Below are 23,809 nucleotides of genomic sequence, written 5' to 3' on the forward strand. Positions count from 1 at the left end.
CTTGAGCTGCTTTTCTACACTGCATCTCAAGCCAGACCGAAAGGGGATGAAAGCGCACCGGTTTGACCACGACAGCGCCCCCAGGAGACAAGAACATGCACCAGCCATTTGCCGAGCCACGCCGCTCCATCTACTACCAGTACCAGGTTCATCAGCCCTGGCTTGCCTCCCGGAATCCGGGCGAGCAAAGCCACCCCATCGTCATCGTCGGCACCGGCCCCGTGGGCCTGACCACGGCGCTGGAGATTGCCCGCCACGGCCAGCGCTGCGTGGTGCTCGAATCCGAATTGCAGGTGTCCGAAGGCAGCCGTGCCATTGTGTTCACGCGGCGCTCCATGGAAATCCTGCAGCAGGTGGGCGTGGCCCAGCGCGTGACGGAGACCGGACTGCCCTGGTGCTACGGCAACAGCATTTACCGCGGCCAGCGCGTGTTTCGCATGGAGAACGCGCGGGCGGACGACGATCGCTTCTTTCCCATGATCAATCTGCAGCAGCAGTACCTGGAGGAATACCTGGTCGATGCAGTGCAGGCCAACCCGCTGATCGAGCTGCGCTGGGGCAACCGCGTGAACAAGGTTGAGCAAAAGGGCGAGCAGGTTTTGGTGGAGGTGGATACCCCGGAAGGCAGCTACGAGCTGCGGGCCGACTGGCTGGTGGCCTGCGACGGCGCGCGTTCGGGGATTCGCACGGCCATGAATCTGCTGATGGAAGGCGCTTCCTACGAAGGCCGCTTCGTGATTGCCGATATCCGCATCGACCTGCCTCTGCCCACCGAGCGTCTCGCATTCTTCGATCCCACATGGAACCCGGGCAACACCATCCTCATGCACCGCGAGCCGCACGGCATCTGGCGTGTGGACTACCAGCTGCCTGCCGGCGAAGATCCCGAGGATGCGCTCAGGCCCGAGTCGCTGAAGGCGCGCATCGATGCGCAACTGGAGATGATAGGCTTTGGCGGCACGCCCTGGGAGATGGACTGGAGCTCCGTCTACTCGGCCCGCGCGCTGACCCTGCCCGACTATGTGCTTGGCCGTGTGATCTTTGCGGGCGATGCAGCCCATATGCTGCCCATCTTCGGCGTGCGCGGCGCCAACACCGGTTTTCAGGATGCTCAGGGCCTGGGCTGGCGTCTGGCACTCGTCGCCAAGGGCGCGGCCAGCGCAGCGCTGCTGCAAAGCTATAGCAGCGAGCGAGTGGGCGCAGCCCGCGAGATTGTGGAAGAGGCCGGCAAGAGCACACGTTTCATGGCGCCGCCAAGCAGAGGTTTCAGGCTGCTGCGCGATGCCGTGCTGTCTCTGTCGCTGAGCCAGCCCTTTGTCGGCCCGCTCTATCACTGGCGCACCTCGCGCCCGCATGAGTACGGCAGCTCGCCACTCAACAGCATGGGTGACGACAACCTGCTGTTCAAGGCCGGCCCCGGCCATGGCGCGCCGCCTCTCAACGTGCGCTTTGCGCCGGACAGCTATTTGCTCGACCATCTGGGCGGCGGCTTCGATCTGCTGTATTTCACGAGCGGCCAGGCGATTCCCGCCGAACTGCAAGCGGTCGCGGCCGGGGTCAGAGCTCGCGGTGTTGCCGTGCGCCTGATCGCCGTCAGCAGCCACGCTTCAGGCATTGTCGAAGGTTCCGATCTGGTACTTGATGACACCGAAGGCCGCTGCCGCGCCCGCTACGGAGTGATGGCCGACGGCGCCGCCTATCTGCTGCGCCCCGATCAGCATGTCTGTGCGCGCTGGATGGCGCTGGACGCCAATCGTTTGCAAGCCGCATTCAAAGCTGCCTTGCCAGCCTGAGGAGAGATTCAAATGACCCAAACCACTCTTGATATCGCCGGTCTGGAGACCGTGTACGACCAGCTGGCTGTCGCCATCGATGCCGTGGGCGCCGAAAAGTCCGAGCTGCTGCTGGTCAAGCTGGCGCTGCTGGCAGCCAATCGGCTCGGTGATGCCCGCCAGTTTGGCGAAATGATTGCGGCGGCCCAGCAAGATCTGTAAGCAAAAGGCTTGTCCGTGGCGGTCAGCCCGACCCGCTCAGGCTCGTTCCTGGCGGGTTCTCGGCGTGCTGACTCTCGGATTTCATAGCGGATAATCTTTGCCTATCAATAGCTTGAGATGGATTTTCCACAAGTCGATATGGCTTGATATCCGACAAGGCCGTGCCACGGAATCCAGGCAGACTGGAGTCATTGCCACTGTAGGAGGATTGGTCCATGAGATTGCGTCCCAGCACCTTGCTGCTATCTGCAGCCCTGAGCCTGAGTGGATTGAGTGCGGCTCCGGCCCTGGCCAAGTCGGCTGCCGAATGGCTGGCCTTGACAGGTGCCGTGCAGATCGGCTTGAGCCAGGCCGTCGAAAAAGCCCAGGCCGTTGCTCCCGGAAAAGCGATCGATGTCGAGCTGGAAGAGGGTAAGAAAGGCGCTGCGCCTTATTACTCGGTCACCCTGATCTCGCCCGTGAATGAGGAAATCAAGCTGCGCGTGAATGCCAACACGGGCGATGCCGCAGTGGAGGAGAACAAGGGCCGAGCCGAGGGCAAGCATGCCAAGCGCCTGGCCGATGCCCGGATCACGCTGGTACAGGCCGTCGATGCAGCTGTTGCCGCCTTGCCAGGCAAGCCGCTGGAGGCCCAGCTGGATTCGGACTGGGGCAAGACCAGCTACAAGGTCAAGATGCTGCGCGCCGATCAGACGGTCATGAAGCTCAGGCTTGATCCTGCCACCGGCGCTGTGACGAGGCAGGAAAAGGACTGAGTCGGCGCGTTATCTGGATTCTGGTGCTATTAAGAAGTGAGTGCCTGGCGCTTGCATTTCAATGATTTAAGGTGTGTTATGCATCGAATTTCAATGAAGGAAAGCGCTGGATGCTATGAAGTTCAGAGTTCAACCCTGTTTCTGCAAGACCTTGCTCGTGCAAGGCTGAGGGCGGAAAAGTACACTGACGGGTTGTTTCTCCGAATAGGCCATGAGGCCATATAAAGCCCATCCACATGAACGCCCCGGTTGATGTTTCCTTTTTCCTCCGCGATGCCAAGCCGCTGACCAGCTACAAGCCGTACTGGGCCAAGCGCTTCGGTCCGGCGCCGTTCCTGCCCATGAGCCGTGCGGAGATGGATCAGCTCGGCTGGGACAGCTGCGACATCATTCTGGTCACGGGCGATGCCTATGTGGATCACCCCAGCTTCGGCATGGCGGTCATCGGCCGTGTGCTGGAGGCGCAAGGCTTTCGCGTGGGCATCATCGCCCAACCCGACTGGACCAGCGCCGAGGCCTTCAAGGCCCTGGGCAAGCCCAATCTGTTCTGGGGCGTGACGGCCGGCAACATGGACTCGATGATCAACCGTTACACGGCTGATCGCAAGATTCGCAGCGACGATGCCTATACCCCCGGCGATGTGGCCGGCAAGCGCCCCGATCGCGCGGCCATCGTCTACAGCCAGCGCTGCCGCGAGGCCTACAAGGACGTGCCCATCGTGCTGGGCGGCATCGAGGGCTCGCTGCGTCGCATTGCCCACTACGACTACTGGAGCGACAAGGTGCGCCGCTCCATCGTGGTGGACAGCAAGTGCGACATCCTGCTCTACGGCAATGCAGAACGTGCCCTGGTCGAAGTGGCGCACCGCATCGCGGCGCGCGAGCCGGTCGAGCAGATCACCGATGTGCGCGGCACTTCGTTCTTTCGCCGCGCTTCGGAGGAGGGCTGGTTCGAGGTCGATTCCACCACGGTGGACGAGCCCGGCGAGGTCGAGCCCCATATCAACCCCTATATGACGACCAGCGAGCAGGCCGAGGCCCAGGGCCAGAGCTGCTCCAAGGAAGATGCTGCGAAATCGGAAGCGGACGGCCCCAATGACGGCGCATCGGTAGCCAAGGTCCAGCCCATCCAGTTCGTGCCCAATCTCTCGCTGCGCAGCAAGTCCAAGCTGCCTGCGCGCGAGCGCACCGTGCTGCGTCTGCCCAGCTACGAAGAGGTCAAGAGCGATCCGATTCTCTATGCCCACGCCAATCGCGTGCTGCACCTGGAAACCAACCCCGGCAATGCCCGTGCGCTGGTACAGGCTCACGGCGAGGGGACCACGGCCCGCGATGTGTGGATGAATCCGCCGCCCATTCCTCTCACAACGGCCGAAATGGACTGGGTCTTCGGCCTGCCGTACGCGCGCAGCCCGCATCCTGTCTATGCCGACGAAAGCGGCAGCCATGAGGGCGCCACCAAGATTCCGGCCTGGGAGATGATTCGCACCTCGGTGAACATCATGCGCGGCTGTTTCGGCGGCTGCACCTTCTGCTCCATCACCGAGCACGAGGGCCGCATCATCCAGAGCCGTTCCGAAGACTCCATCATCCAGGAGCTCGAGGAGATCCGCGACAAGGTCAAGGGCTTTACCGGCACGATCTCCGACCTGGGCGGGCCCACGGCCAATATGTACCGCCTGGGCTGCAAGAGCCCGCAGATCGAAGCGGCCTGCCGCAAGCCCAGCTGTGTCTTCCCCGGCATCTGCCAGAACCTGCACACCGACCACGGTCCGCTGATCAAGATCTACCGCCGCGCGCGCAAGCTGCCTGGCATCAAGAAGATTCTGATCGGCTCCGGCCTGCGCTACGACCTGGCGGTGAAGTCGCCAGAGTACGTCAAGGAACTGGTCCAGCACCATGTGGGCGGCTATCTCAAGATCGCGCCCGAGCACACCGAGCAAGGTCCGCTGACCAAGATGATGAAGCCGGGCATCGGCAGCTATGACAAGTTCAAGCAGCTGTTCGAGAAGTTCAGCGAAGAGGCCGGCAAGAAGCAGTTTCTGATTCCCTATTTCATCGCCGCCCACCCGGGCACCAGCGATGAGGACATGATGAATCTGGCCATCTGGCTCAAGAAGAACGGCTTCCGTGCCGATCAGGTGCAGACCTTCTACCCGAGCCCCATGGCCACGGCCACGGCCATGTACCACAGCGGCCGCAACACGCTGACCAAGGTGCGCCGCCAGATGCGCGACGAGGCCGAGGAGCGCGTGGACATCGTGCGCGGTGAAAAGCGCCGCCGTCTGCACAAGGCTTTCCTGCGCTATCACGACCCGAACAACTGGCCGCTGCTGCGCGAGGCGCTCAAGACCATGGGGCGCGCCGATCTGATCGGCAACGGCAAGCAGCACCTGATCCCGACCTTCCAGCCCCTGGTCGACGGCAGCTATCAGAGTGCACGAAAGAAGAACAGCACCTCGTCCAAGGCGGGTGGCGGAATTGGTTACACCACCAACAAGGACGGCAAGGCCGTGGCCGTGCGACGCCGCAGCGAAGAGGCGAGCCTGGAGCCCAAGGGCGATGTGCGCTTCCGCAGCAGCCAGCCTCAACCGGGCAAGCTGCTGACCCAGCATACCGGCCTGCCGCCGCGCGCGGGTGTGACTGGCAAGGCCAAGCCCGGTTTCAAAACTGCGGCAAGGCCCGCCAAGCCAGTGGGCCAGGGTTCGCGCAAGCCGCGCTGATGGCTGAAGCCTGACTGCCGCCGACAAAAAAACGACGCTTGATGCGTCGTTTTTTGTATTGGCGTGCGCTGCTGTCAGCCCATGGCCAGAGCCCCGCACCACTGCGGCAGCTGGTTTTCCTGCGTGGGGGCAAAGTATTCGCTGGTCATGGGTTTGGGGCGGGCGATGGCGTAGCCCTGCACATAATCCACGCCCATGGTCATGAGTTCCTCGGCAATCTCGCGGCTCTCGACAAACTCGGCAATGGTCTTTTTGCCCAGTGTCTGGCCGATGCGATTGATCATCTCCACCATGGCGTGGTCTCCCTTGTCCTTGAGCATGTCACGCACAAAGCCGCCGTCGATCTTGAGATAGTCGACGGGCAACTGCTTCAGATAGGTCAGCGACGACATGCCGACGCCGAAGTCGTCCAGGGCAAAACGGCAACCCAGGGCGCGCAGCGACTGAATCAGCCGTGTGGCATTGCTGAGGTTGCCAATGGCGCTGGTTTCGGTGATTTCGAAACATAGCTTTTGCGGCGCAATTCCGTGCTGCTGCAACTGCTCCTTCACAAATTCCAGCAGGCCGTCGTCATCCAGGCTGGGACCGGAGAGGTTGATGGCGCAGGTTTCCACCAGCTTGGCATGTCCGGGCTGCTGCGCCAGTGTCTGCAGGGCCCTGGTGATCACCCAGCGGTCAAGCGATGGCATCAGGCCGTAGCGCTCGGCTGCGGGTATGAAATGTCCGGGGGCCAGGATCTGGCCGTTTTCATCGCGCAGGCGCAGCAGGACTTCGAAGTGCATGCCGCTGTGGCGGCTGTGCTTGCGGGCCTGTAGCGGTGCGATGCTCTGGGCATAGAGGCAGAAGCGGTCTTCGTCCAGTGCGGTACGAATGCGTGTGGCCCATTCCATTTCGCTGACATAGCGGCTGTAGATTCCGTCCTCGGCCTTGTAGAAAAAGACCTTGTTGCGCCCGCGCTCCTTGGCCTGATAGCAGGCCATATCGACCATGCGCAGCAGATCGGAGGCATTGACCGCATCACCGGGAACATGCACGGCACCGATGGAAAAACCGGTGCGCAATATCTTCTCTCCCCAGGTGGTTTGCAGTTGCTGGGCCGCCAGGCGCAGCTTCTCGGCAATGCTCGCGACGTTGGAAGGAGGGCAGTTCTCCAGCAGCACGGCAAACTCGTCACCGCCCATGCGCGCCAGGCAATCGGTTTCGCGAAGATTGGCCTGCAACATGCGAGAGACTTCACACAGCACCTCATCACCGGCGGCATGGCCGCTGGTTTCGTTGATGAGCTTGAACTGGTCCAGGTCGATGTAGAGAAGAGCGTAGGGCTTGACCTGGTGCAGACCCTGGGTCAGCATTTTTTGCAGCCGTCGCTCGAATTCCCCCCGATTTTCCAGCCCCGTCAGCGTGTCGTGGCGTGCATTCCAGGAGATCTGGTCCATGTACTGCTGCTCGCGCGACACATCGCGCAGCACGAAGACCGCCCCTGATGCCTGGCCATCGCGCTGCATGGCGGAGCCCAGCACCTTGACTGGCACGATGCTGTGGTCGGTGCGGCGAACCCAGTGCGTTTGCTCGTCACGCACGACGGTGGTCTCCCTGGTGTCATTGACAAGCTGAGCGAGCAGGCCTTCGCTGGTGATGGAGGCGTCCATGGTGTAGAACTGCAACACCTGTTTGATGGGCTTGTCCAGATAGCTTTGCTTTTGCAGACCCAGCAGGCCTATGGCGGCGGGGTTGACATAGTTGACCATGCCCTTGGCATTGGTGGTGATGACCGCATCGCTGAGCGCTGCCAGCGTGGTCTCCGCGCGCTCTTTTTCGCTGTTGAGGCCCTCTTGAACCTGCTCTCGCAGCAGGATCAGGCGCCAGGTATTCCAGACCCACAGGCTCACCAGGCCAATGGCCAGGGCGCCGTTGAGGGCGAGCAGCAGCCAGACGATGTTGCGCGAGCTTTGGCCCAGAGAGTCGCTGAAGGCTCTGGTCAGGGCCGTCACGCCCTGGTTGATCAGGTCGATCTCGCGCTTCCAGGTGGCAATGTTTTCGCGGCTGATGTTGCCGACCTCGTATCCTTGCCGGATTTCCTGGGCCAGTGTGTCGAGTTGATTCAGGTATTCGTCACCCATCTTCCAGTACGCGACGGGTTCCTGCACCCAGCTGAAATAGCGGAATGTACGCAGCAGCCAGATGAGGGAGCTGACATCATCGGGGTGGTTCTGGCCTTGCTCTATGCCTTTGCGCGCCAGGTCCAGGCGCAGGGGCTTGTCGTAGAGGGCAATACGTGCCTCGGCATCGCCACGCGGTACCTGCAAGGCCCGCTGGTAATGGGCGAAGTCGATCGGGTTGCCTTCATCCGCGTAGCGGGAAAGCGAGTAAATCGCATCTTTCTGGGCCTTGGACCAGAGACTTTCTCCGTTGACAAAAGCTCGCACGGCGGAGAGCAGATAGAGGCTGCAGCTGGCGCTGAGCATCAGGATCAGTGCCAGGAGCGCAAAAGCCCAGACGCGCTGCAGCAATTGTTGAGACTTCAGTGTGGGGCTCAAAGATGCCTTCATGACGCCTCATCCAGTAAATTGACTGTAAATGCATGAGTCAGGGCATCAACAAGGCAGACTGGTATGAAACTGCCAGAAGGCAATGTGCCTGCTGACGATCAGAACACCGTCACGATGCCCGCTCTCATGGCTTGACCTTTCACGGTATTGCGTAGGAGGTATGTCAGATCACACGCAATTTGTATTTATTGGTAATTTCTGGCCTGTAGAAGTGAACCCGGCGTCGGACAACTTCCACTGTCCCCCCAAGACAGAGCGGTGTTTTCTGTGAGAAAGTGGGTAACCAATCTGGCAGATTCAGAGCAGGTCCATGCAGTGCACTTGCGGCTGCTCCAGCACGCCGGCCCTGCGGTCGGCAAAGAAGCGCTCCAGGGTGAGCTTGACGGTGCGAAACGCGATTTCTTCCCAGGGGATGTCTGCCTCAGCGAACAACTGGGCCTCCATGGTCTCGGGGCCGGGGTAGAACTGCGTGCTTCTGAGGCGGGCCAGATAGAAGAGATGGACCTGTCCTACCTGGGGCACGTTGATGAGACTGAACAGCCTGCCCAGCTCGATGTCGGCTCCGGCTTCCTCGTCGGTTTCGCGCTGGGCTCCGCGGCTGGTGGTTTCGGCCAGCTCCATGAAGCCTGCAGGCAGCGTCCATTTGCCGCGGCGCGGCTCGATATTGCGCTTGCACAGCAGCACGCGCCCGTCGTCCATCACGGGCAGGGTGCCGACCACATTGAGCGGGTTTTCATAGTGGATGGTGTGGCAGGCCGGGCAAACGGCACGCTCGCGCGTATCCCCATCGTCAGGAACGCGGTAGGTGACTGCGGTGCCGCAATTGCGGCAGAACTTGATGGGGCTGCGAAAAATCATTCCGCAACTATAAGCAAATCAGGCCGCTAGCGCAGGTACAACATGCGCAAACAGCTATGAAAAAGGGAGTCACACCTTGCGGTGCGACTCCCGGAGTACCTGGCCGGCGCAAACTGCCTGTGCGCCAGGGATTCTTAAGCGATCTGGATCTTGACGGATTCAAGTCCGGTGACTGCGCCTTCCAGCACATCGCCCTTGACCACGGCGGCCACGCCCTCGGGGGTGCCGGTCATGATCAGGTCGCCGGGCTGCAGCTCCCAGGCGCTGGAGAGATGCTCAATGGTTTCGGCGATATTCCAGATCAGCTTGTGGATGTGGCTGCGCTGGCGATAGTCACCATTGACCTGCAGCGAAATCTCGGCGTTGACGATGTCTCCCGCCTGATCGGCTGGTGTGATGGGGCCTACGGGGGCGGATTGCTCGAAAGCCTTGCCGATACACCAGGGGCGGCCTTGCTTCTTCATGTCGTTTTGCAGGTCGCGACGTGTCATGTCCAGACCCACGGCATAGCCGTAGATGTACTGCAGTGCATCGGCTGCCTTGATGTTCTTGCCGGCCTTGCCGATGGCAACGACCAGCTCGATTTCATGGTGCAGATTCTGGGTCAGCGTGGGATAGGCCACGGTGGTGGTGCTGCCGGCTTCCACTGCCACGGTCGCGTCCGCAGGCTTCATGAAGAAGAACGGCGGCTCGCGGCCGGTAAAGCCCATTTCCTTGGCGTGATCCTCATAGTTGCGGCCCACGCAGTAGATGCGGTGAATGGGAAAGCGCTCGCCGCGGCCCACAACAGGCAGGCTGGCAACGGCAGGGGGATTGAACACGTAACTCATGAAGTCCTCGGCAGGAACACGCGCTGAAATCAGCAATGGTTGATGTGGCAAGCAGTGTGCCACGATGCAGGCCCGGAGACGGCGTGGCAGATGACGGCTTTTACGTATTCCGGCCCTAGGGAAAATGCCAGTCCGTGCGGCTCGCGCTATGCTGCTCACATCATGAAGCTGCATACCTATTTCCGTTCTTCCGCCTCTTATCGTGTGCGCATTGCGCTGCAACTCAAGGGGCTGTCCTATGACTCCGTGCCCGTGCATCTGGTGCGCGGCGAACAAAAGGCTGCGGCCTATGCCTCCCATGTGGGTGACGCGCTGGTGCCCGCACTGGTGACGGACGAAGGGCACTGGCTCACGCAGTCCATGGCCATCATCGAATATCTCGATGAGACCCATGCTGAAACACCATTGCTGCCCAGGGATGCACTGGGCCGTGCCCATGTGCGCGCATTGGCGCAGATGGTGGCTTGCGAGATCCATCCGCTCAACAACCTGCGCGTGCTCAAGTACCTGGTGCACCAAATGGGGGCCAGCGACGAGGCCAAGAATGGCTGGTATGCGCACTGGGTGCGCTCCGGCCTGGAAGCCTTCGAGCGTCAGCTGGCGCTGCTGGATGCCGAACGCAAGGCCATGGGCCTGGCGCCGTCGACGTTTTGCTGGGGTGACGCGCCCACGCTGGCCGAATGCTGCCTGGTCCCGCAGATCTACAACGCCCAGCGCTTCAATGTGAATCTCGAGGCTCTGCCGCGCCTGATGGACGTGGTCGAGCGATGCAACGCCTTGCCGGCTTTCCAGCAGGCCCATCCTTCGGCCTGTCCGGATGCTGAGTGAAGAGGGCGTCATGAGCGAGACCTATAGGCCGGGTCCACCGGACCTCTGGCCTGACTCCTGGCTGGTCCCCGACTGGCCGGCTCTGCCCGGCGTGCATGCCATCTGCACCTCGCGCGAGGGGGGCGTCAGCCAGGCACCCTGGGGCAGCATGAACCTGGGCGACCACGTGAGCGACAACCCCGCCCACGTGCGCCACAACCGTGAACTGTTCAATGTGGCGCTGCAGGCCCGCACCCCTGGTGCCTGCACAGCGTTCTTACAGCAGGTGCATGGTGTGGAGGTGCTGACGCTGGACGCAGGCAATGTGGCCGAGTCCAATGGTGCGGCCTTCGATGCCTGCGTGACCGCCGATGCAGGCGTGGTCTGTACCGTCATGGTGGCAGACTGTCTGCCCGTGTTGCTGGCCCATGATTCGGGGCTGGTGGTGGGCGCGGCCCATGCAGGCTGGCGCGGTCTGGCCGGCATGCCGCCCGGTAGAAAGCTGTCTGACGGGCCCTTGCCCGGCGGTGTGCTGGAGACACTTTTCGAGGCTTTTTGTCGCAAGGTGCAGATGCAGCCATCGCTTTCAGGGGGCGAAACATTGCGCTCCCGGATTGCCGCGCACACCCAGGCCTGGCTGGGCCCATGTATAGGCCCCGATTCCTTCGAGGTGGGGGCCGAGGTACGCGATATCTTTGTGGCCCATGACCCTGATGCTGCGCGGCATTTTGTGCCGGTAGCGGGCAGTGAGGGCAAATATCTGGCCGATCTGGCTCAGCTGGCACGCCAGAGGCTTGCTGCATTGGGCATTGCTGCAATCTTCGGCAACGATGGCAGTCTGCCCTGGTGCACGGTCAGCAATGCATCACGTTTCTTCTCGCACCGGCGCGACGCCGCCCGTCTGGGCGGCAGCGGGCGGCTGGCTGCCAGCATCTGGCGCGACGCCTGAGCCGGGGCTGGGGAGCGCGTGTTCTGCAGCTAGCGCTTCCTGTTCCTGCCGGGCTTTGAGGCGGCGCTTTCTGGCTGGCGTGCCCAGTATGTAGAGCACGATGGAAAGCGGCAGCAGACCATAGAGCACAAAGGTGAAAAATGCACCCAGCAGGGTGCCGCCGGGGCTGGCGGCCTCGGCGATCGTCATCATCACGACAACGTACATCCAGGCGATGGCAATGAGGTACATGGTGTTTCTGTAATGAGCCAGAAAGCATGCTGGCTCCGGGTTGTTTTGTGTCAAAACAGCTTCATAACGGCAAAATGAGGCCGCTTCTTGTCGGAACTGCCTGGCACATAGGTGACAATGCCGCCGTGTGAGCCGTATTGCAGATTCCGCAAGCGTCCCCAGACCCTGAGATCGCCGGTCGCTTGCCTTGACTAGGATGTAAGCATGAATTTTGACCCGAGCTGGGGCCAGGCTGGCCAATCCATTCAACAATTCTGGCAGGAGCAGTGGAGCAAGAGCCTCCAGACGCTTCAGCAGATGCAGTCCGGTGCTCCCATGGGGCTCAGCGCCATGCCAGGTCTGGGGGCCGCACCCAACCCTTGGGCTGGAATCATGGATGCCATGCAATCGGCAATGCCCCAGATGGCTACGGGTTCGGCTCAAGCGGTGCAGTTCGATGCAGCCAAACTGCAGGGGCTGCAGCAGGAATACCTGCAGTCGGTGCAGTCTTTGGCAGATGGAAAACAGATTCAGGCCCTGCTGTCCAGGGACAAGCGCTTTGCCAAGCCAGAGTGGAGTGCCAATCCCGTTGCATCGATGGCCGCAGCCAACTACCTGCTGGGCAGTCGCATGCTGACCGGTATGGCCGAGGCGGTGCAGGGCGATAAAAAAACACGCAATCGCGTGCGCTTTGCGGTTGAGCAATGGGTGGCAGCCATGGCGCCCAGCAATTTTCTGGCGCTGAACGCCGATGCGCTCAACAAGGTTGTTGAAACCAAGGGCGAGAGCCTGGCTCAGGGCATTGCCAATCTGCTGGCCGACATGCGCCAGGGTCATGTCTCCATGACCGACGAAAGCCTGTTCACCGTGGGCAAGAACGTGGCGACCACCGAAGGCGCGGTGGTTTTCGAGAACGAGCTGTTCCAGCTCATCGAATACAAGCCGCTGACTGCCAAGGTATTCGAGAAACCTTTTCTGATGGTGCCGCCCTGCATCAACAAGTTCTACATTCTGGACTTGCAGCCGGACAATTCCGTGATTCGCTATGCCGTCAGCCAGGGGCACCGCACCTTCGTGGTCAGTTGGCGCAATCCCGATGAAAGCCAGGCGCACAAGAGCTGGGATGACTACATCGAAGATGGCGTGCTCAAGGCTGTGAGCACGGTTCAGGATATCTGCGAGGCGCCGCAGATCAATGTGCTGGGTTTCTGCGTGGGCGGCACCATGCTCTCCACTGCGATGGCAGTGCTGGCTGCACGCCATGCCCGCGAGCATGGACAGCCGCAAGCTGCCAAGCCCCGCAGCCGCGCTGCGGCTGCAAAGACAGGCAGCAAAACTGCTGCGGCCAAGGTGGAGGCCCACGCTTTTCCCGTAGCCAGCATGACGCTGCTGACCACGCTGATCGACTTCCGCGACACAGGCATTCTGGACATCTTCATCGATGAAAACATGGTGCGCCTGCGTGAGATGCAAATGGGCAAAGGCGGGCTGATGAAGGGCCAGGACATGGCATCCACCTTCAGTTTTCTGCGCCCGAACGATCTGGTCTGGAACTATGTGGTGGGCAACTACCTCAAGGGCGAGACACCGCCGCCATTCGATCTGCTTTACTGGAACAGCGACTCCACCAATCTTCCCGGCCCGTTCTACGCCTGGTATCTGCGCAATCTCTACCTCGAGAACAATCTGATCAAGCCCGGCGTGCTGACCGTGTGCGGCGAGAAGATCGACATGAGCCAGCTCAAGATGCCGGTCTATATCTACGGCTCGCGCGAGGACCACATCGTTCCTGTCGCTGCGGCCTATGCCTCGTCGCAGGTACTGGGCGGTGAGCGTCGTTTCGTGATGGGTGCCTCCGGCCATATCGCCGGCGTCATCAACCCGCCGGCCAAGAACAAGCGCAGCCACTGGCTGCGTGAGGATGGCGAGTTTCCCGAGGCGTTCAACGATTGGCTGGCCGAGGCCACGGAGTATCCGGGCAGTTGGTGGACGGACTGGAGTGCCTGGCTGGGCAGCCATGCAGGCAAGCAGCTCGCGGCTCCCAAGAGCTATGGCCGGGCACGTGCCTATGAAGCCATCGAAGATGCTCCGGGTCGCTACGTTCTGTCAAAAGCCTGAGTGAGGCCTGAGGCACAATCAGTTCCATATTGCGGTGCAGCAAACAAGGCTCGCATCGTGATAGGAAGCGGCGGGTGGCACGATGAACAGGATGCAACCCGCACGCATGCATCACTTGTAAGAAACCTAGAAAGGTTCGTCAGCAATGGAAGACATCGTTATCGTTTCCGCCGTGCGTACGGCGGTTGGCAAGTTCGGCGGCTCTCTGGCCAAGATTCCTGCAACTCAGCTGGGTGCGACCGTGATTTCCGAGGCTCTGGCTCGTGCCAAGGTGGGCAAGGACCAGGTCGGTGAAGTCATCATGGGTCAGGTGTTGACGGCGGCGGCCGGGCAGAATCCTGCGCGTCAGGCCATGATGGCGGCCGGCATTGCCAAGGAGACCCCTGCGCTGACGATCAATGCCGTCTGCGGCTCCGGCCTTAAGGCCGTGATGCTGGCAGCTCAGGCCGTGGCAACGGGAGACAGCGAAATCGTGGTTGCCGGAGGCCAGGAAAACATGAGCCTGTCGCCCCATGCCGTGCCCAATTCGCGTGACGGCCAGCGCATGGGTGACTGGAAGATGGTGGACACCATGATCGTGGACGGTCTGTGGGATGTCTACAACCAATACCACATGGGCATCACTGCCGAGAACGTGGCCAAGGAAAAGAACGTCAGCCGCGCGCAGCAGGATGCGCTGGCGCTGGCCAGCCAGCAAAAGGCTGTGGCCGCGCAGGATGCTGGCAAGTTCAAGGACGAAATCGTTCCCGTGAGCATTCCCCAGCGCAAGGGTGACCCCATCGTGTTCGACAGTGACGAATACGTCAACCGCAAGACCAATGCCGATGTGCTGGCCACCCTCAAGCCCGCTTTCGACAAGGCAGGTTCGGTGACGGCCGGCAATGCCTCGGGTCTGAACGACGGCGCCGCCGCCGTGGTGGTGATGACGGCGGCCAAGGCCAAGGCACTGGGCCTCAAGCCTCTGGCCAAGATCGTGTCTTATGCCACCAGCGGCCTGGCCCCAGAGGTCATGGGTCTGGGTCCTGTCTATGCCACGCGCAAGGCGCTGGATCGCGCCGGCTGGAAGGCTGCCGATGTGGACCTGTTCGAACTCAACGAAGCCTTTGCCGCACAGGCCTGCGCGGTGAATCAGGATCTGGGCATTGACACCGCCAAGGTCAACGTCAACGGCGGTGCCATTGCCATCGGTCACCCCATTGGTGCATCGGGCTGCCGCATTCTGGTGACGCTGCTGCATGAAATGCAGCGCAGCGGTGCCAAGAAGGGCCTGGCCGGTCTGTGCATCGGCGGTGGCATGGGTGTTGCTATGGCTGTGGAAGCCTGCTGAGGCTTCAGGATTGCAGACTGCTCCGGTGCTCCTGAAGACCGGCGCAGTCTGGGAAGCCCGCTGATGCCAGCCTCCCATCGACCCTAGGGAAGATCACGAGGTAAACCACGGCGAAAGCGGGTTCATTCGGACCTACTCGATTGCATACTGGCATGGCCAGCGTGCAGGGTGTGTGGCGTTCAAAACGATAAGCAATTTCTAAGAAATCTTATCGTTGATAGTGTGATCGTGAAATAACCATTGATTGACAGGAGAGATGAATGGGTCAGAAAGTAGCGTACGTCACGGGGGGCATGGGCGGTATCGGTACCGCAATCTGCCAGCGTTTGCATAAGGATGGCTTCAAGGTGATCGCGGGTTGCGGACCATCGCGCGACTACCGCAAGTGGCTGGACGAGCAGGCGCAATTGGGTTACACGTTTTATGCCTCGGTTGGCAATGTGGGGGATTGGGAATCCACCGTCGAAGCCTTCAACCAGACCAAGGCAGAGCACGGCAACATCGATGTGCTGGTGAACAATGCGGGTATCACCCGCGACCGCATGTTCGTCAAGATGACGCCGGACGACTGGAAGTCGGTCATCGAAACCAACCTCAACTCCATGTTCAACGTCACCAAGCAGGTGGTGGCAGACATGGTGGAAAAAGGCTGGGGCCGAATCATCAACATCAGCTCGGTCAACGGCGCCAAGGGCCAGGCCGGCCAGACCAACTACTCGGCCGCCAAGGCGGGCATGCATGGTTTCACCATGGCGCTGGCTCAAGAGCTGGCTGCCAAGGGAGTGACCGTGAATACAGTCAGCCCTGGTTACATAGGCACCGATATGGTCAAGGCCATTCGTCCCGATGTGCTCGAAAAGATCGTGGCGGGCGTGCCCGTCAAGCGTCTGGGCGAGCCTGCGGAGATCGCCTCCATCATCTCCTGGCTGGCTTCGGAAGAGGGCAGCTATTCCACAGGTGCGGACTTTGCGGTCAACGGCGGCCTGCATATGCACTAAGCCTTTTCAGGCATTCAGCAAAAAGGAGCTCAGGCTCCTTTTTTTCATGCCCTTCGTTTTGCACTGTGCGCTGCGACCGGAAAACTCGGTTAAGCAAATGACAAAACCCGCAGAGATCATTCATGCGGGTTTTGAGGAATGGGGGCCACTTCAGAGAGTGGCACGGGGCAGTAAGGCTTGTGGGTTCTTTGGCCTAGCAGTGCCGACTGCCCGGGCACCTGGCTGCAACACACTGTGCTTTGGTCTGCACAGTGTTGCGCGGCGAGCGCTTAGCGCTTGCGATCGCGTTCGTCTTCGGGCCAGATGGACATGATGTTCGTGGTTTGCATGGGAATCTCTCCTGTATGTCTGTTTAACGTCTGACGGATTCAGCTCGTTGACAGCTTTTTGGAAATTTTTACCTGTTCTTTTATCCAGTGATAATCAGGCTGCAAATGCGGGGGCACGCTTGCGATCACGTTCGTCCCAGGGCCAAGCCATCAGAGACATAGCTGCTGCGGCCTGTGCGGGCTGGGCTTTGGCGGTGTCGGTAACAGTGGTGGTCATTGCAGTTCACTCCTTTGAGTGGTTCAACGCCTGGCCTGAACTGCAGGTTGACAAGAAGCTGAATCAACAGCGCAAGAAAATGCAACTCGCGTTTGCTGATGTTTTCAGCAGCCGGTATGCATGTGCAAAATGAAGAGCGCCCTGCCAAAGCTGGTCAGTGGCAGGGCTTTTCCTGGGGCAGGGCTTTTCCTGGGCTTAGCAGGTTTCGGTGGCCAGGGCTTCAATCTGCTCCGAAAGCTCCAGCCAGCGCTCTTCCAGTTGATCGATTTCAGCGTTGACGGCACTCAGCTGCTTGCCCGCTTCCACGATATCTCCACCGGATAGTCCGGGCGTGGCCAGCTTTTCTTCCAGTGCGCTGCGCTGGGCATTGAGCTTGGGCAGAGTCTTGTCGATCTGTTCCAGCTCTTTCTTGAAGGGCTTGGTCTTTTCGGCCAGTTGCTGGCGAGCTGCAGCAGCCAGGCGACGGGCTTCCTTGGGGTCACCCACGTCAGTGAATGATTCTGTTTTCAGAGCGTCCAGCGCTTTTGTAGAAGGCGCTTCAGGCGTATTTGGCTTGAGCTCTACCGGAGTTTGCACCGCTGGCGCGCTGTTGGCCTGCTGTTCGGCATTGCGTGCTTCTTCGCGCAAGCGCTTGGACTCTTCGAGCAGATAACGCTGGTAGTCGTCCAGGTCGCCGTCGAACGGGCCGACAACGCCGCGGCCCACCATCCAGAAGTCTTCACATACGGCGCGAAGCAGGTGACGGTCGTGGGAGACCAGCATCACGGTGCCGTCGAAGTCGTTGAGCGCCATGGCCAGCGCTTCGCGCGTGGCCAGGTCCAGGTGGTTGGTAGGCTCGTCCAGCAGCAGCAGATTGGGGCGTTGCCAGACGATCATGGCCAGTACCAGACGGGCTTTTTCGCCACCGCTCATGCTGCCCACAGACTGCTTGACCATGTCGCCGCTGAAGTTGAAGGTGCCCAGCCAGTTGCGCAAGTCCTGTTCGCGGCTGGCGGCGGGTGCGGCAGCGCCGAGTTCCCTGGCCAGACGGGTCATATGCTCCAGCGGGTTCTCGCCGGGACGCAGCACGTCGAGTTCCTGTTGGGCAAAGTAGCCGATATTGAGGCCCTTGCCTTCGGTGACGGTGCCGGCCAGCGCCTTCATCTCGCGGGCGATGGTCTTGACCAGGGTCGACTTGCCCTGGCCGTTGGCCCCGAGAATACCGATGCGCTGGCCTGCCAGCACGGAGCGGTTGACGCCCCGCAGGATGGTGGTCTGCCTGCCGTCTTCGTCCTCATAGCCGAAGCTGGCATCGGTAATCGCCAGCATGGGGTTGGGCAGATTGGCGGGTTCCTTGAATTCAAAGGTGAACTCGGCTTCGGCCAGCACCGGCCCGACCTTTTCCATGCGCTCGAGCTGCTTGACCCGGCTTTGTGCCTGCTTGGCCTTGCTGGCCTTGGCCTTGAAGCGGTCAATGAACTTCTGCAGATGGGCCATTTTTTCCTGCTGCTTGGCAAAGCTGGCCGCCTGCAGCTCCAGTTGCTGGGCACGCAGTTCTTCAAAGCGCGAGTAATTGCCGCCGTAGCGGTTGATCTGCCCGCCCTGAATCTGCAGTGTGACGTTGGTGATGGCGTCCAGGAATTCGCGATCATGGCTGATGACGATCATCGTGCCGCTGTAGCGCTTTAGCCAGGCTTCCAGCCAGACCAGGGCATCCAGGTCCAGGTGGTTGGTGGGTTCGTCCAGCAGCAGCAGGTCGCTGGGGGCCATCAGTGCACGGGCCAGCTGCAGACGCATGCGCCAGCCGCCCGAGAAGCTGTTGACCGGGTGATCCAGCTCGGAGACCTTGAAGCCAAGACCCAGAATCAGGGCTTGCGCGCGCGATTCAGCATCATGTGCACCGGCATCGGCCAGATCCACATAGGCCTGGGCGATCTCCATACCATCGCCAGAGGCTTCGGCGGCAGCCAACTGGGCGTTCAGCTCGGCCAGGCGCGTGTCGCCATCCAGAACAAACCGGGTGGCTGATTCGTCGGTTTCCGGCATGTGCTGGGCTACCTGTGCCATGCGCCACTGAGGAGGGATGAAAAAATCACCGCCGTCTTCGCTGATGCTGCCATTGAGCAGGGCGAACAGGCTGGACTTGCCTGCACCGTTACGGCCGACAAGGCCGACGGACTCTCCCGGGTTGATGGTGGTGCTGACTTGGTCGAGCAGGACTTTGGTGCCGCGGCGCAGCGTGATGTTCTTGAGACTGATCATGACTGGGGTCGATTATCCGCGAATGCCCTCAGGCTCAGGAGCTTGAGGGAATGAGCAGGGCGGTAGCGATGCCCCGGTTGTGGCAGGTCTGTCCGAGCTTTCATATGGCCTGAAGACCTATGTTCTCCATCATCGTTTCGGTGAATTTCAGCTCATGCTCACACGCTTGGGGCCTGGGTGCACACTCCAGCACGGTGCTGAAATAGCGAAGTCTGCGAAGATCCATGGTCGCAACTCAAAAAATCAGCTTGAAGGTCGGTATGAAAGCCTGTAGAAGGCTATTTGAAGAATTGTTAGTCTCCTGTAATGTCGGTGTAATCTGACATGGCGTAAGGGCCAAATGTCGACAAGATGGCATATCTCTAAGTCTGAAGTCCGACAGATTAAGTATGTCGGTCCTACAACTGATGCAGCAAAACCTGTCCCTCTCTTCACATTCAACCACCCCGAGCAGAAACGGCTCTGCCCACTGGCGCATTGAAGACATTGACTTCTCTGCCATCGATCGCAGTGCCATAGAGCACAACCAGGATCTGTTCTTCTTGCTGATGAGCGCCTCGTTCATCGAAACCGGCTCGGATACCTATGCGGCCAACTTGGCCGAGCATTACGCTGCCTGGCCCGAGATCGCGGTCTGGCTCAAGGATCAATGGGAGTCCGAAGAACTGCAGCACGGACGCGCACTACGGGCCTATGTGGAAGCCGTGTGGCCGGAGTTTCCCTGGCAGCAAGCCTACGACAGCTTTTTCGCCGAATATTCGCAGCTGTGCACCATGGAGGAGCTCTACCCCGACCCGCGCCTGGAAATGGTGGCGCGCTGCGTGGTGGAGACCGGCACCACGGCCTACTATCACACCTTGCGCGAACTCAGCGACGAGCCGGTTCTGAGCGAGTTGCTGGGCAATATCCGCAACGACGAGGTCAACCACTTCAAGCACTTCCTCAAGTACTTCAAGGAGCTGCAGCAGCAGTCGCCTGTGGGCCGCACGCGCATTGCCAAGGCACTGTATGGCCGCCTCAAGGAGTTGCGAGAGAGCGATTCGGATATCGCGCTGCGTCATGTCTGGGCGCACAAGGGTCCTTATTTCTCCGATAGCAGCACTCGCTTCGAAGACATGGCCCAGCGCATTTACGAGCTGGTCAGCCGTCGCCTGCCTGCCGATCTGGCTGTGCGCATGCTGCTCAAGCCCATGCTGCTGCCAGCACGCGTGGAGGGCATGGTGCGCACACCCATCTCCAAGCTGGCAACACGCATGATGTCGTACTGAGTCTTGCATGCATCCAGCACGCCGCAGCGCATGGCGGAACTACTGGGCACGGCGGGCTTCGAGATGGAAGACGATCTGGGGCCTGCGCAGCTCAATGCCCGCTTCTTTGCAGGCAGGCGCGATGGCCTGCAGATTGCGGGTGGCGGTTCTCGCTATCCGAGTGCGGTAAAGCGTGCTTGAGCGCTTGTTCAAAGACCTGAATAGAGAAAAAGGCACAAGGCTTTGAGAAGCCTGTGCCTTGGATGCGGGACGAAGAACTTACAGCTGCAAGGCGGCGGTATTGCCCTCGGACCAGTGGCGCAGCGCCTCTTCGGTAATCAGCAGCACCTGCTCGTCACCCGAGCTGGTGTCGAGCCAGAACACGGGCAGGTCGGGGAAGGCTGCCTCGAAGTACGGCTTTTCATTGCCTATCTCCAGCACCACCACGGCGTCCTTGTTCAGGCGCGCGGGCAGGTCCTCGAGCAGTCGGCGGATGAAGTCCATGCCGTCGGCGCCGCCGGCCAGGGCCAGCTCGGGCTCGGCCTGGTACTCGGCAGGCAGCTTGCCCATGCTGTCGGAGTTCACGTAGGGCGGGTTGCACAGCACCAGATCCCAGGGGCCGGGCACCTGGCTCATGCCGTTGCTTTCCAGCAGCGTCACGCGATCCTGTAGCCCGTGCTTGTCCACATTGATGCGGGCGACGGCCAGGGCATCGGTCGAGATATCAGCACCCGTCACCCGGACTTCGGGATAGGCCATGGCGGCCAGGCAGGCCAGAGAGCCGTTGCCGGTGCATAGGTCGAGCACCTGCACGGTCTTGTCGGACAGCCAGCCGTCGATGCTGCCATCGGCCAGCAGCTCGGCGATAAAGCTGCGCGGCACGATGGAGCGCTCGTCGATGTAGAAGGGCACTCCTACAAGCCAGGCCTCGTTCGTCAGATAGGCTGCGGGCTTGCGGCTGCGTATGCGCTCTTCAAAAAGAGTAGCTATCTGAGCTTGTGCATCAAGAGATACAGGCTGATTTGCTGCAGATTCAGGAGCGCCGGGTGTGAGTTCACTGTCCAGTGGCAGGCCCAGCTTCCAGAGCACCAGCCAGGCCGCTTCGTCCTCGGCCGTGGCCGTGCCATGGCCAAAAGCCACGCCGGCAGCTGTGAGAGCCCGAGCGCCGTTGGCAATCAGTTCGGCAACGGTGTTGCCCGAGATCAGGAGGATGCTGGTGTTGCTCATGCGGTCTGGGGTGCGGTCTGCTGGCGCTGGAGTTGTTCCAGAGTCTTGCGGTAGATGTTTTTCAGTGGCTCGATATCGGCCACGGCGATGTGTTCGTCGATCTTGTGGATGCTGGCATTGGGCGGGCCCATCTCTATGACCTGAGGGCATATCTGGGCGATGAAGCGGCCATCGCTGGTGCCGCCTGTGGTGGACAGCTCGGTATCGAGTCCGGTTTCATCCTTGATGGCGGCCTGCACGGCCTGCACCAGCGTGCCCGGTGTGGTCAGAAAAGGCTGTCCGCCCACGGTCCAGACCAGCGAGTATTCGACGCCATGGCGGTCCAGGATTTCATGCACGCGCTTTTGCAGGGAGTCGGAGCTGGACTCGGTACAGAAGCGGAAATTGAAGTCGATCACCACATGGCCGGGAATGACGTTGCTGGCGCCCGTTCCGCCATGAATATTGCTGATCTGCCAGCTGGTGGGCGGGAAGAATGCATTGCCGCGGTCCCAGACCGTGGCCGCGAGTTCTGCGAGTGCGGGCAAGGCCTCGTGAATGGGGTTGCGTGCCAGTTGTGGGTAGGCGATATGGCCTTGCACACCGTTGACGGTGAGCTTGCCGCTCATGGTGCCGCGGCGGCCGTTCTTGATCATGTCGCCGGTCTGCTTGACCGAGGTGGGCTCGCCCACGATGCACCAGTCCAGGCGCTCGCCGCGCTGGCGCAGCTCTTCAACCACGACCTTGGTGCCGTCGACCGAGGGGCCTTCCTCGTCGCTGGTCAGCAGCAGGGCGATGTCGAAGGCGGGCTCGGGCATGGTCTGCAGAAACTCCTCCAGCGCCACGACAAAGGCGGCGATGGAGGTCTTCATATCGCTGGCACCACGGCCGTAGAGCTTGCCGTCGCGGTGCATGGGTACGAAAGGCGGGCTGGTCCATTCCTTGAGCGGGCCCGGTGGCACCACATCGGTATGGCCGGCAAAGACCAGCACAGGCCTATCTGAATTGATAGCGCCTTGCGTAGACTGAGCAATCGCAGGAGCGCGCTTTGCCCACAGGTTTTGTACGCGAAAGTCTGCGGGGCCGCTATCCAGACGTTCGCAGGTAAAACCCATGGGTGTCAGGGCATCGGCGAGCAGCTCAAGGCAGCCAGCATCTTCGGGGGTGACGGAGGGCAGGCTGATGAGCTGCTCGGTCAATTGCAGTGTCCGGGACATGGAGGGGGCTTCAAACTAAAACAATGCCTATGCCGCCTTGGCTGGCGGCTTCAGGCGGTTCTGACATCCAGGGTGATTTCCGTAAAAGACGGCATATCGTCATCGCCGGGCAGAATCACATCGGTGACGGCCGGGGCGTTGGCAGCAGTGGCCGCGTGGCTGACGTCATTATCCATGCGCCACATCAGATTGGTGGGCGAGTCGGCATAGGCCAGCGCTTCACTGCGCTCAATTGTGCCACTGCGCACCAGGGCCGCCAGTGCGTCCTCGAAGGTCTGCGAGCCTTCGGCCATGGATTTTTCCATGGCCTCCTTCACGCCACCGAAGTCGCCCTTGACGATCATGTCGCTGATGAGTTTGGTGTTGAGCATGACTTCCACGGCCGGCACGCGCGTGCCGGTAACGGTACGGACCAGGCGCTGAGAGATCACGGCCTTGAGCGAGGCGGCCAGCTCGCCCAACATGCTGGGGCGTACCTCCTCGGGGAAGAAGGACAGGATGCGGTTGAGCGTGTGATAGCTGTTGTTGGCATGAAGGGTTGCCAGGCACAGATGGCCGGACTGGGCATAGGCCAGTGCGGCCGACATGGTCTCGCGGTCGCGGATTTCGCCGATCAGAATCACATCGGGTGCCTGACGTAGCGCATTCTTGAGTGCGGTTGCAAGGGTACTGGTATCGGTGCCGACCTCACGCTGGTTGACGATGGATTTCTTGTTGCGAAACTGGTATTCGACGGGGTCTTCCACCGTGAGGATATGGCCAGTGAGCGTTTCGTTGCGCTCGTCGATCATGGTCGCCAGTGTCGTGCTCTTGCCTGAGCCCGTGGCGCCAACGACAAGCACCAGGCCGCGCTTTTCCATGACCAGTTCGCTGACAATGGACGGCAGGTTCAGGCTGTCGCGCGAGGGCACCTGCTGCGAGATGAAGCGCACGACAACTGCGTAGGAGCCACGCTGGCGCATGGCGCTGATACGAAAACGTCCTATGCCGCTCATGGGAATGGCCATGTTCAGCTCGCCCGTCTGCTTGAGCTCCTCTATGGCTTCCGGCTTGACGACTTCGGAGAGCAAGGCCAGCGGAGCTTCGACCGGCAACTCCTGATTGTTGATGGGGATGCAGATACCGTTGATCTTGATCAGCGCCGGCGCACGGGCGGAGAGATAGACGTCCGAGGCCTTTTTCTCGGACATCAGACGCAGAATTTTTTCCATGGTGCTCATTTTTTCTTCATCCT

At 60.8% G+C, this 23,809-nt stretch carries 20 protein-coding genes; 12 read left to right on the forward strand and 8 right to left on the reverse strand.

The genetic code is table 11. From position 1 onward, the window contains the following. Positions 1-95: 95 nt before the first annotated feature. The 4 genes from ACWGXF_RS16240 (at position 96) to ACWGXF_RS16255 (ending at position 5,472) form a co-directional block, all read left to right on the forward strand. A complete protein-coding gene (locus ACWGXF_RS16240) occupies positions 96-1,793 on the forward strand; it encodes an FAD-dependent monooxygenase (protein ID WP_256630578.1) in 1,698 nt (565 codons plus the stop codon). A 12-nt stretch (positions 1,794-1,805) separates the two neighbouring features. After that, positions 1,806-1,994, forward strand: coding sequence for a DUF2783 domain-containing protein (locus tag ACWGXF_RS16245; protein WP_179626187.1), 189 nt, complete (start codon positions 1,806-1,808; stop codon positions 1,992-1,994). Between the two features lie 215 nt (positions 1,995-2,209). Next, on the forward strand, positions 2,210-2,749 hold the full coding sequence (locus ACWGXF_RS16250) for a PepSY domain-containing protein (protein WP_054075637.1): 540 nt from the start codon (positions 2,210-2,212) through the stop codon (positions 2,747-2,749). Positions 2,750-2,985: 236 nt separating this feature from the next. After that, entirely contained in the window at positions 2,986-5,472 is a 2,487-nt protein-coding gene (locus ACWGXF_RS16255; protein ID WP_452102110.1) for a YgiQ family radical SAM protein, read from the forward strand. Positions 5,473-5,546: 74 nt separating this feature from the next. Here ACWGXF_RS16255 and ACWGXF_RS16260 read toward each other — a convergent pair whose 3' ends face one another. The 3 genes from ACWGXF_RS16260 to ACWGXF_RS16270 form a co-directional block, all read right to left on the reverse strand. Next, the gene (locus ACWGXF_RS16260) at positions 5,547-8,021 is read right to left on the reverse strand and encodes a putative bifunctional diguanylate cyclase/phosphodiesterase (protein WP_452102111.1); all 2,475 of its coding nucleotides are present in this window, start codon (positions 8,019-8,021) and stop codon (positions 5,547-5,549) included. 297 nt (positions 8,022-8,318) lie between these two features. Continuing rightward, positions 8,319-8,879, reverse strand: a complete 561-nt coding sequence (locus tag ACWGXF_RS16265) for an NUDIX hydrolase (RefSeq protein ID WP_012838408.1) — start codon at positions 8,877-8,879, stop codon at positions 8,319-8,321. Between the two features lie 134 nt (positions 8,880-9,013). Next, positions 9,014-9,709: a fumarylacetoacetate hydrolase family protein gene (locus tag ACWGXF_RS16270; protein ID WP_256630576.1), complete on the reverse strand. Its 696-nt coding sequence runs from the start codon at positions 9,707-9,709 to the stop codon at positions 9,014-9,016. Between the two features lie 162 nt (positions 9,710-9,871). Here ACWGXF_RS16270 and maiA point away from each other — a divergent pair, with 162 nt between their 5' ends. Further along, positions 9,872-10,537, forward strand: a complete 666-nt coding sequence (maiA, locus tag ACWGXF_RS16275) for a maleylacetoacetate isomerase (RefSeq protein ID WP_034355595.1) — start codon at positions 9,872-9,874, stop codon at positions 10,535-10,537. 10 nt (positions 10,538-10,547) lie between these two features. Then, entirely contained in the window at positions 10,548-11,465 is a 918-nt protein-coding gene (locus tag ACWGXF_RS16280) for a polyphenol oxidase family protein (protein ID WP_054075642.1), read from the forward strand. On the opposite strand, the gene ACWGXF_RS16285 is transcribed toward ACWGXF_RS16280, so the two are convergent. Continuing rightward, on the reverse strand, positions 11,382-11,696 hold the full coding sequence (locus ACWGXF_RS16285; protein ID WP_039050799.1) for a hypothetical protein: 315 nt from the start codon (positions 11,694-11,696) through the stop codon (positions 11,382-11,384). The two genes, ACWGXF_RS16280 and ACWGXF_RS16285, sit on opposite strands and share 84 nt — an antisense overlap. 204 nt (positions 11,697-11,900) lie before the next feature. Between ACWGXF_RS16285 and ACWGXF_RS16290 the strand changes: the two genes are divergently transcribed. The 4 genes from ACWGXF_RS16290 (at position 11,901) to ACWGXF_RS16305 (ending at position 16,797) form a co-directional block, all read left to right on the forward strand. Continuing rightward, a complete protein-coding gene (locus ACWGXF_RS16290; protein ID WP_256630575.1) occupies positions 11,901-13,793 on the forward strand; it encodes a PHA/PHB synthase family protein in 1,893 nt (630 codons plus the stop codon). A gap of 145 nt (positions 13,794-13,938) precedes the next feature. Next, positions 13,939-15,120, forward strand: coding sequence for an acetyl-CoA C-acetyltransferase (locus tag ACWGXF_RS16295; RefSeq protein ID WP_054075644.1), 1,182 nt, complete (start codon positions 13,939-13,941; stop codon positions 15,118-15,120). Between the two features lie 260 nt (positions 15,121-15,380). Further along, on the forward strand, positions 15,381-16,118 hold the full coding sequence (gene phbB / locus ACWGXF_RS16300; protein WP_003064980.1) for an acetoacetyl-CoA reductase: 738 nt from the start codon (positions 15,381-15,383) through the stop codon (positions 16,116-16,118). A 376-nt stretch (positions 16,119-16,494) separates the two neighbouring features. Next, positions 16,495-16,797: a hypothetical protein gene (locus tag ACWGXF_RS16305; protein ID WP_452102112.1), complete on the forward strand. Its 303-nt coding sequence runs from the start codon at positions 16,495-16,497 to the stop codon at positions 16,795-16,797. 62 nt (positions 16,798-16,859) lie between these two features. Here the strand turns inward: ACWGXF_RS16305 and ACWGXF_RS16310 are convergent, their stop codons facing one another. After that, a complete protein-coding gene (locus ACWGXF_RS16310) occupies positions 16,860-18,905 on the reverse strand; it encodes an ABC-F family ATP-binding cassette domain-containing protein (protein ID WP_039050801.1) in 2,046 nt (681 codons plus the stop codon). 407 nt (positions 18,906-19,312) lie between these two features. Between ACWGXF_RS16310 and ACWGXF_RS16315 the strand changes: the two genes are divergently transcribed. Next, positions 19,313-20,173 (forward strand): ferritin-like domain-containing protein, encoded by an 861-nt coding sequence (locus ACWGXF_RS16315; RefSeq protein ID WP_054075646.1) that lies wholly within the window; start codon positions 19,313-19,315, stop codon positions 20,171-20,173. A 30-nt stretch (positions 20,174-20,203) separates the two neighbouring features. Beyond that, positions 20,204-20,353 (forward strand): hypothetical protein, encoded by a 150-nt coding sequence (locus ACWGXF_RS16320; protein ID WP_232096776.1) that lies wholly within the window; start codon positions 20,204-20,206, stop codon positions 20,351-20,353. A 78-nt stretch (positions 20,354-20,431) separates the two neighbouring features. On the opposite strand, the gene prmB is transcribed toward ACWGXF_RS16320, so the two are convergent. Genes prmB through ACWGXF_RS16335 form a run of 3 tightly spaced genes read right to left on the reverse strand, consistent with a single transcriptional unit; the run spans position 20,432 to position 23,795 of the window. Next, on the reverse strand, positions 20,432-21,379 hold the full coding sequence (gene prmB, locus ACWGXF_RS16325; RefSeq protein WP_054075647.1) for a 50S ribosomal protein L3 N(5)-glutamine methyltransferase: 948 nt from the start codon (positions 21,377-21,379) through the stop codon (positions 20,432-20,434). Further along, positions 21,376-22,575, reverse strand: coding sequence for a succinyl-diaminopimelate desuccinylase (gene dapE / locus ACWGXF_RS16330; protein ID WP_039050804.1), 1,200 nt, complete (start codon positions 22,573-22,575; stop codon positions 21,376-21,378). The genes prmB and dapE overlap by 4 nt, the downstream gene beginning before the upstream one ends. Before the next feature lie 50 nt (positions 22,576-22,625). Continuing rightward, on the reverse strand, positions 22,626-23,795 hold the full coding sequence (locus ACWGXF_RS16335; RefSeq protein ID WP_003065002.1) for a PilT/PilU family type 4a pilus ATPase: 1,170 nt from the start codon (positions 23,793-23,795) through the stop codon (positions 22,626-22,628). Between the last annotated feature and the right edge of the window lie 14 nt (positions 23,796-23,809).

This window comes from Comamonas sp. HJ-2, assembly GCF_053615495.1.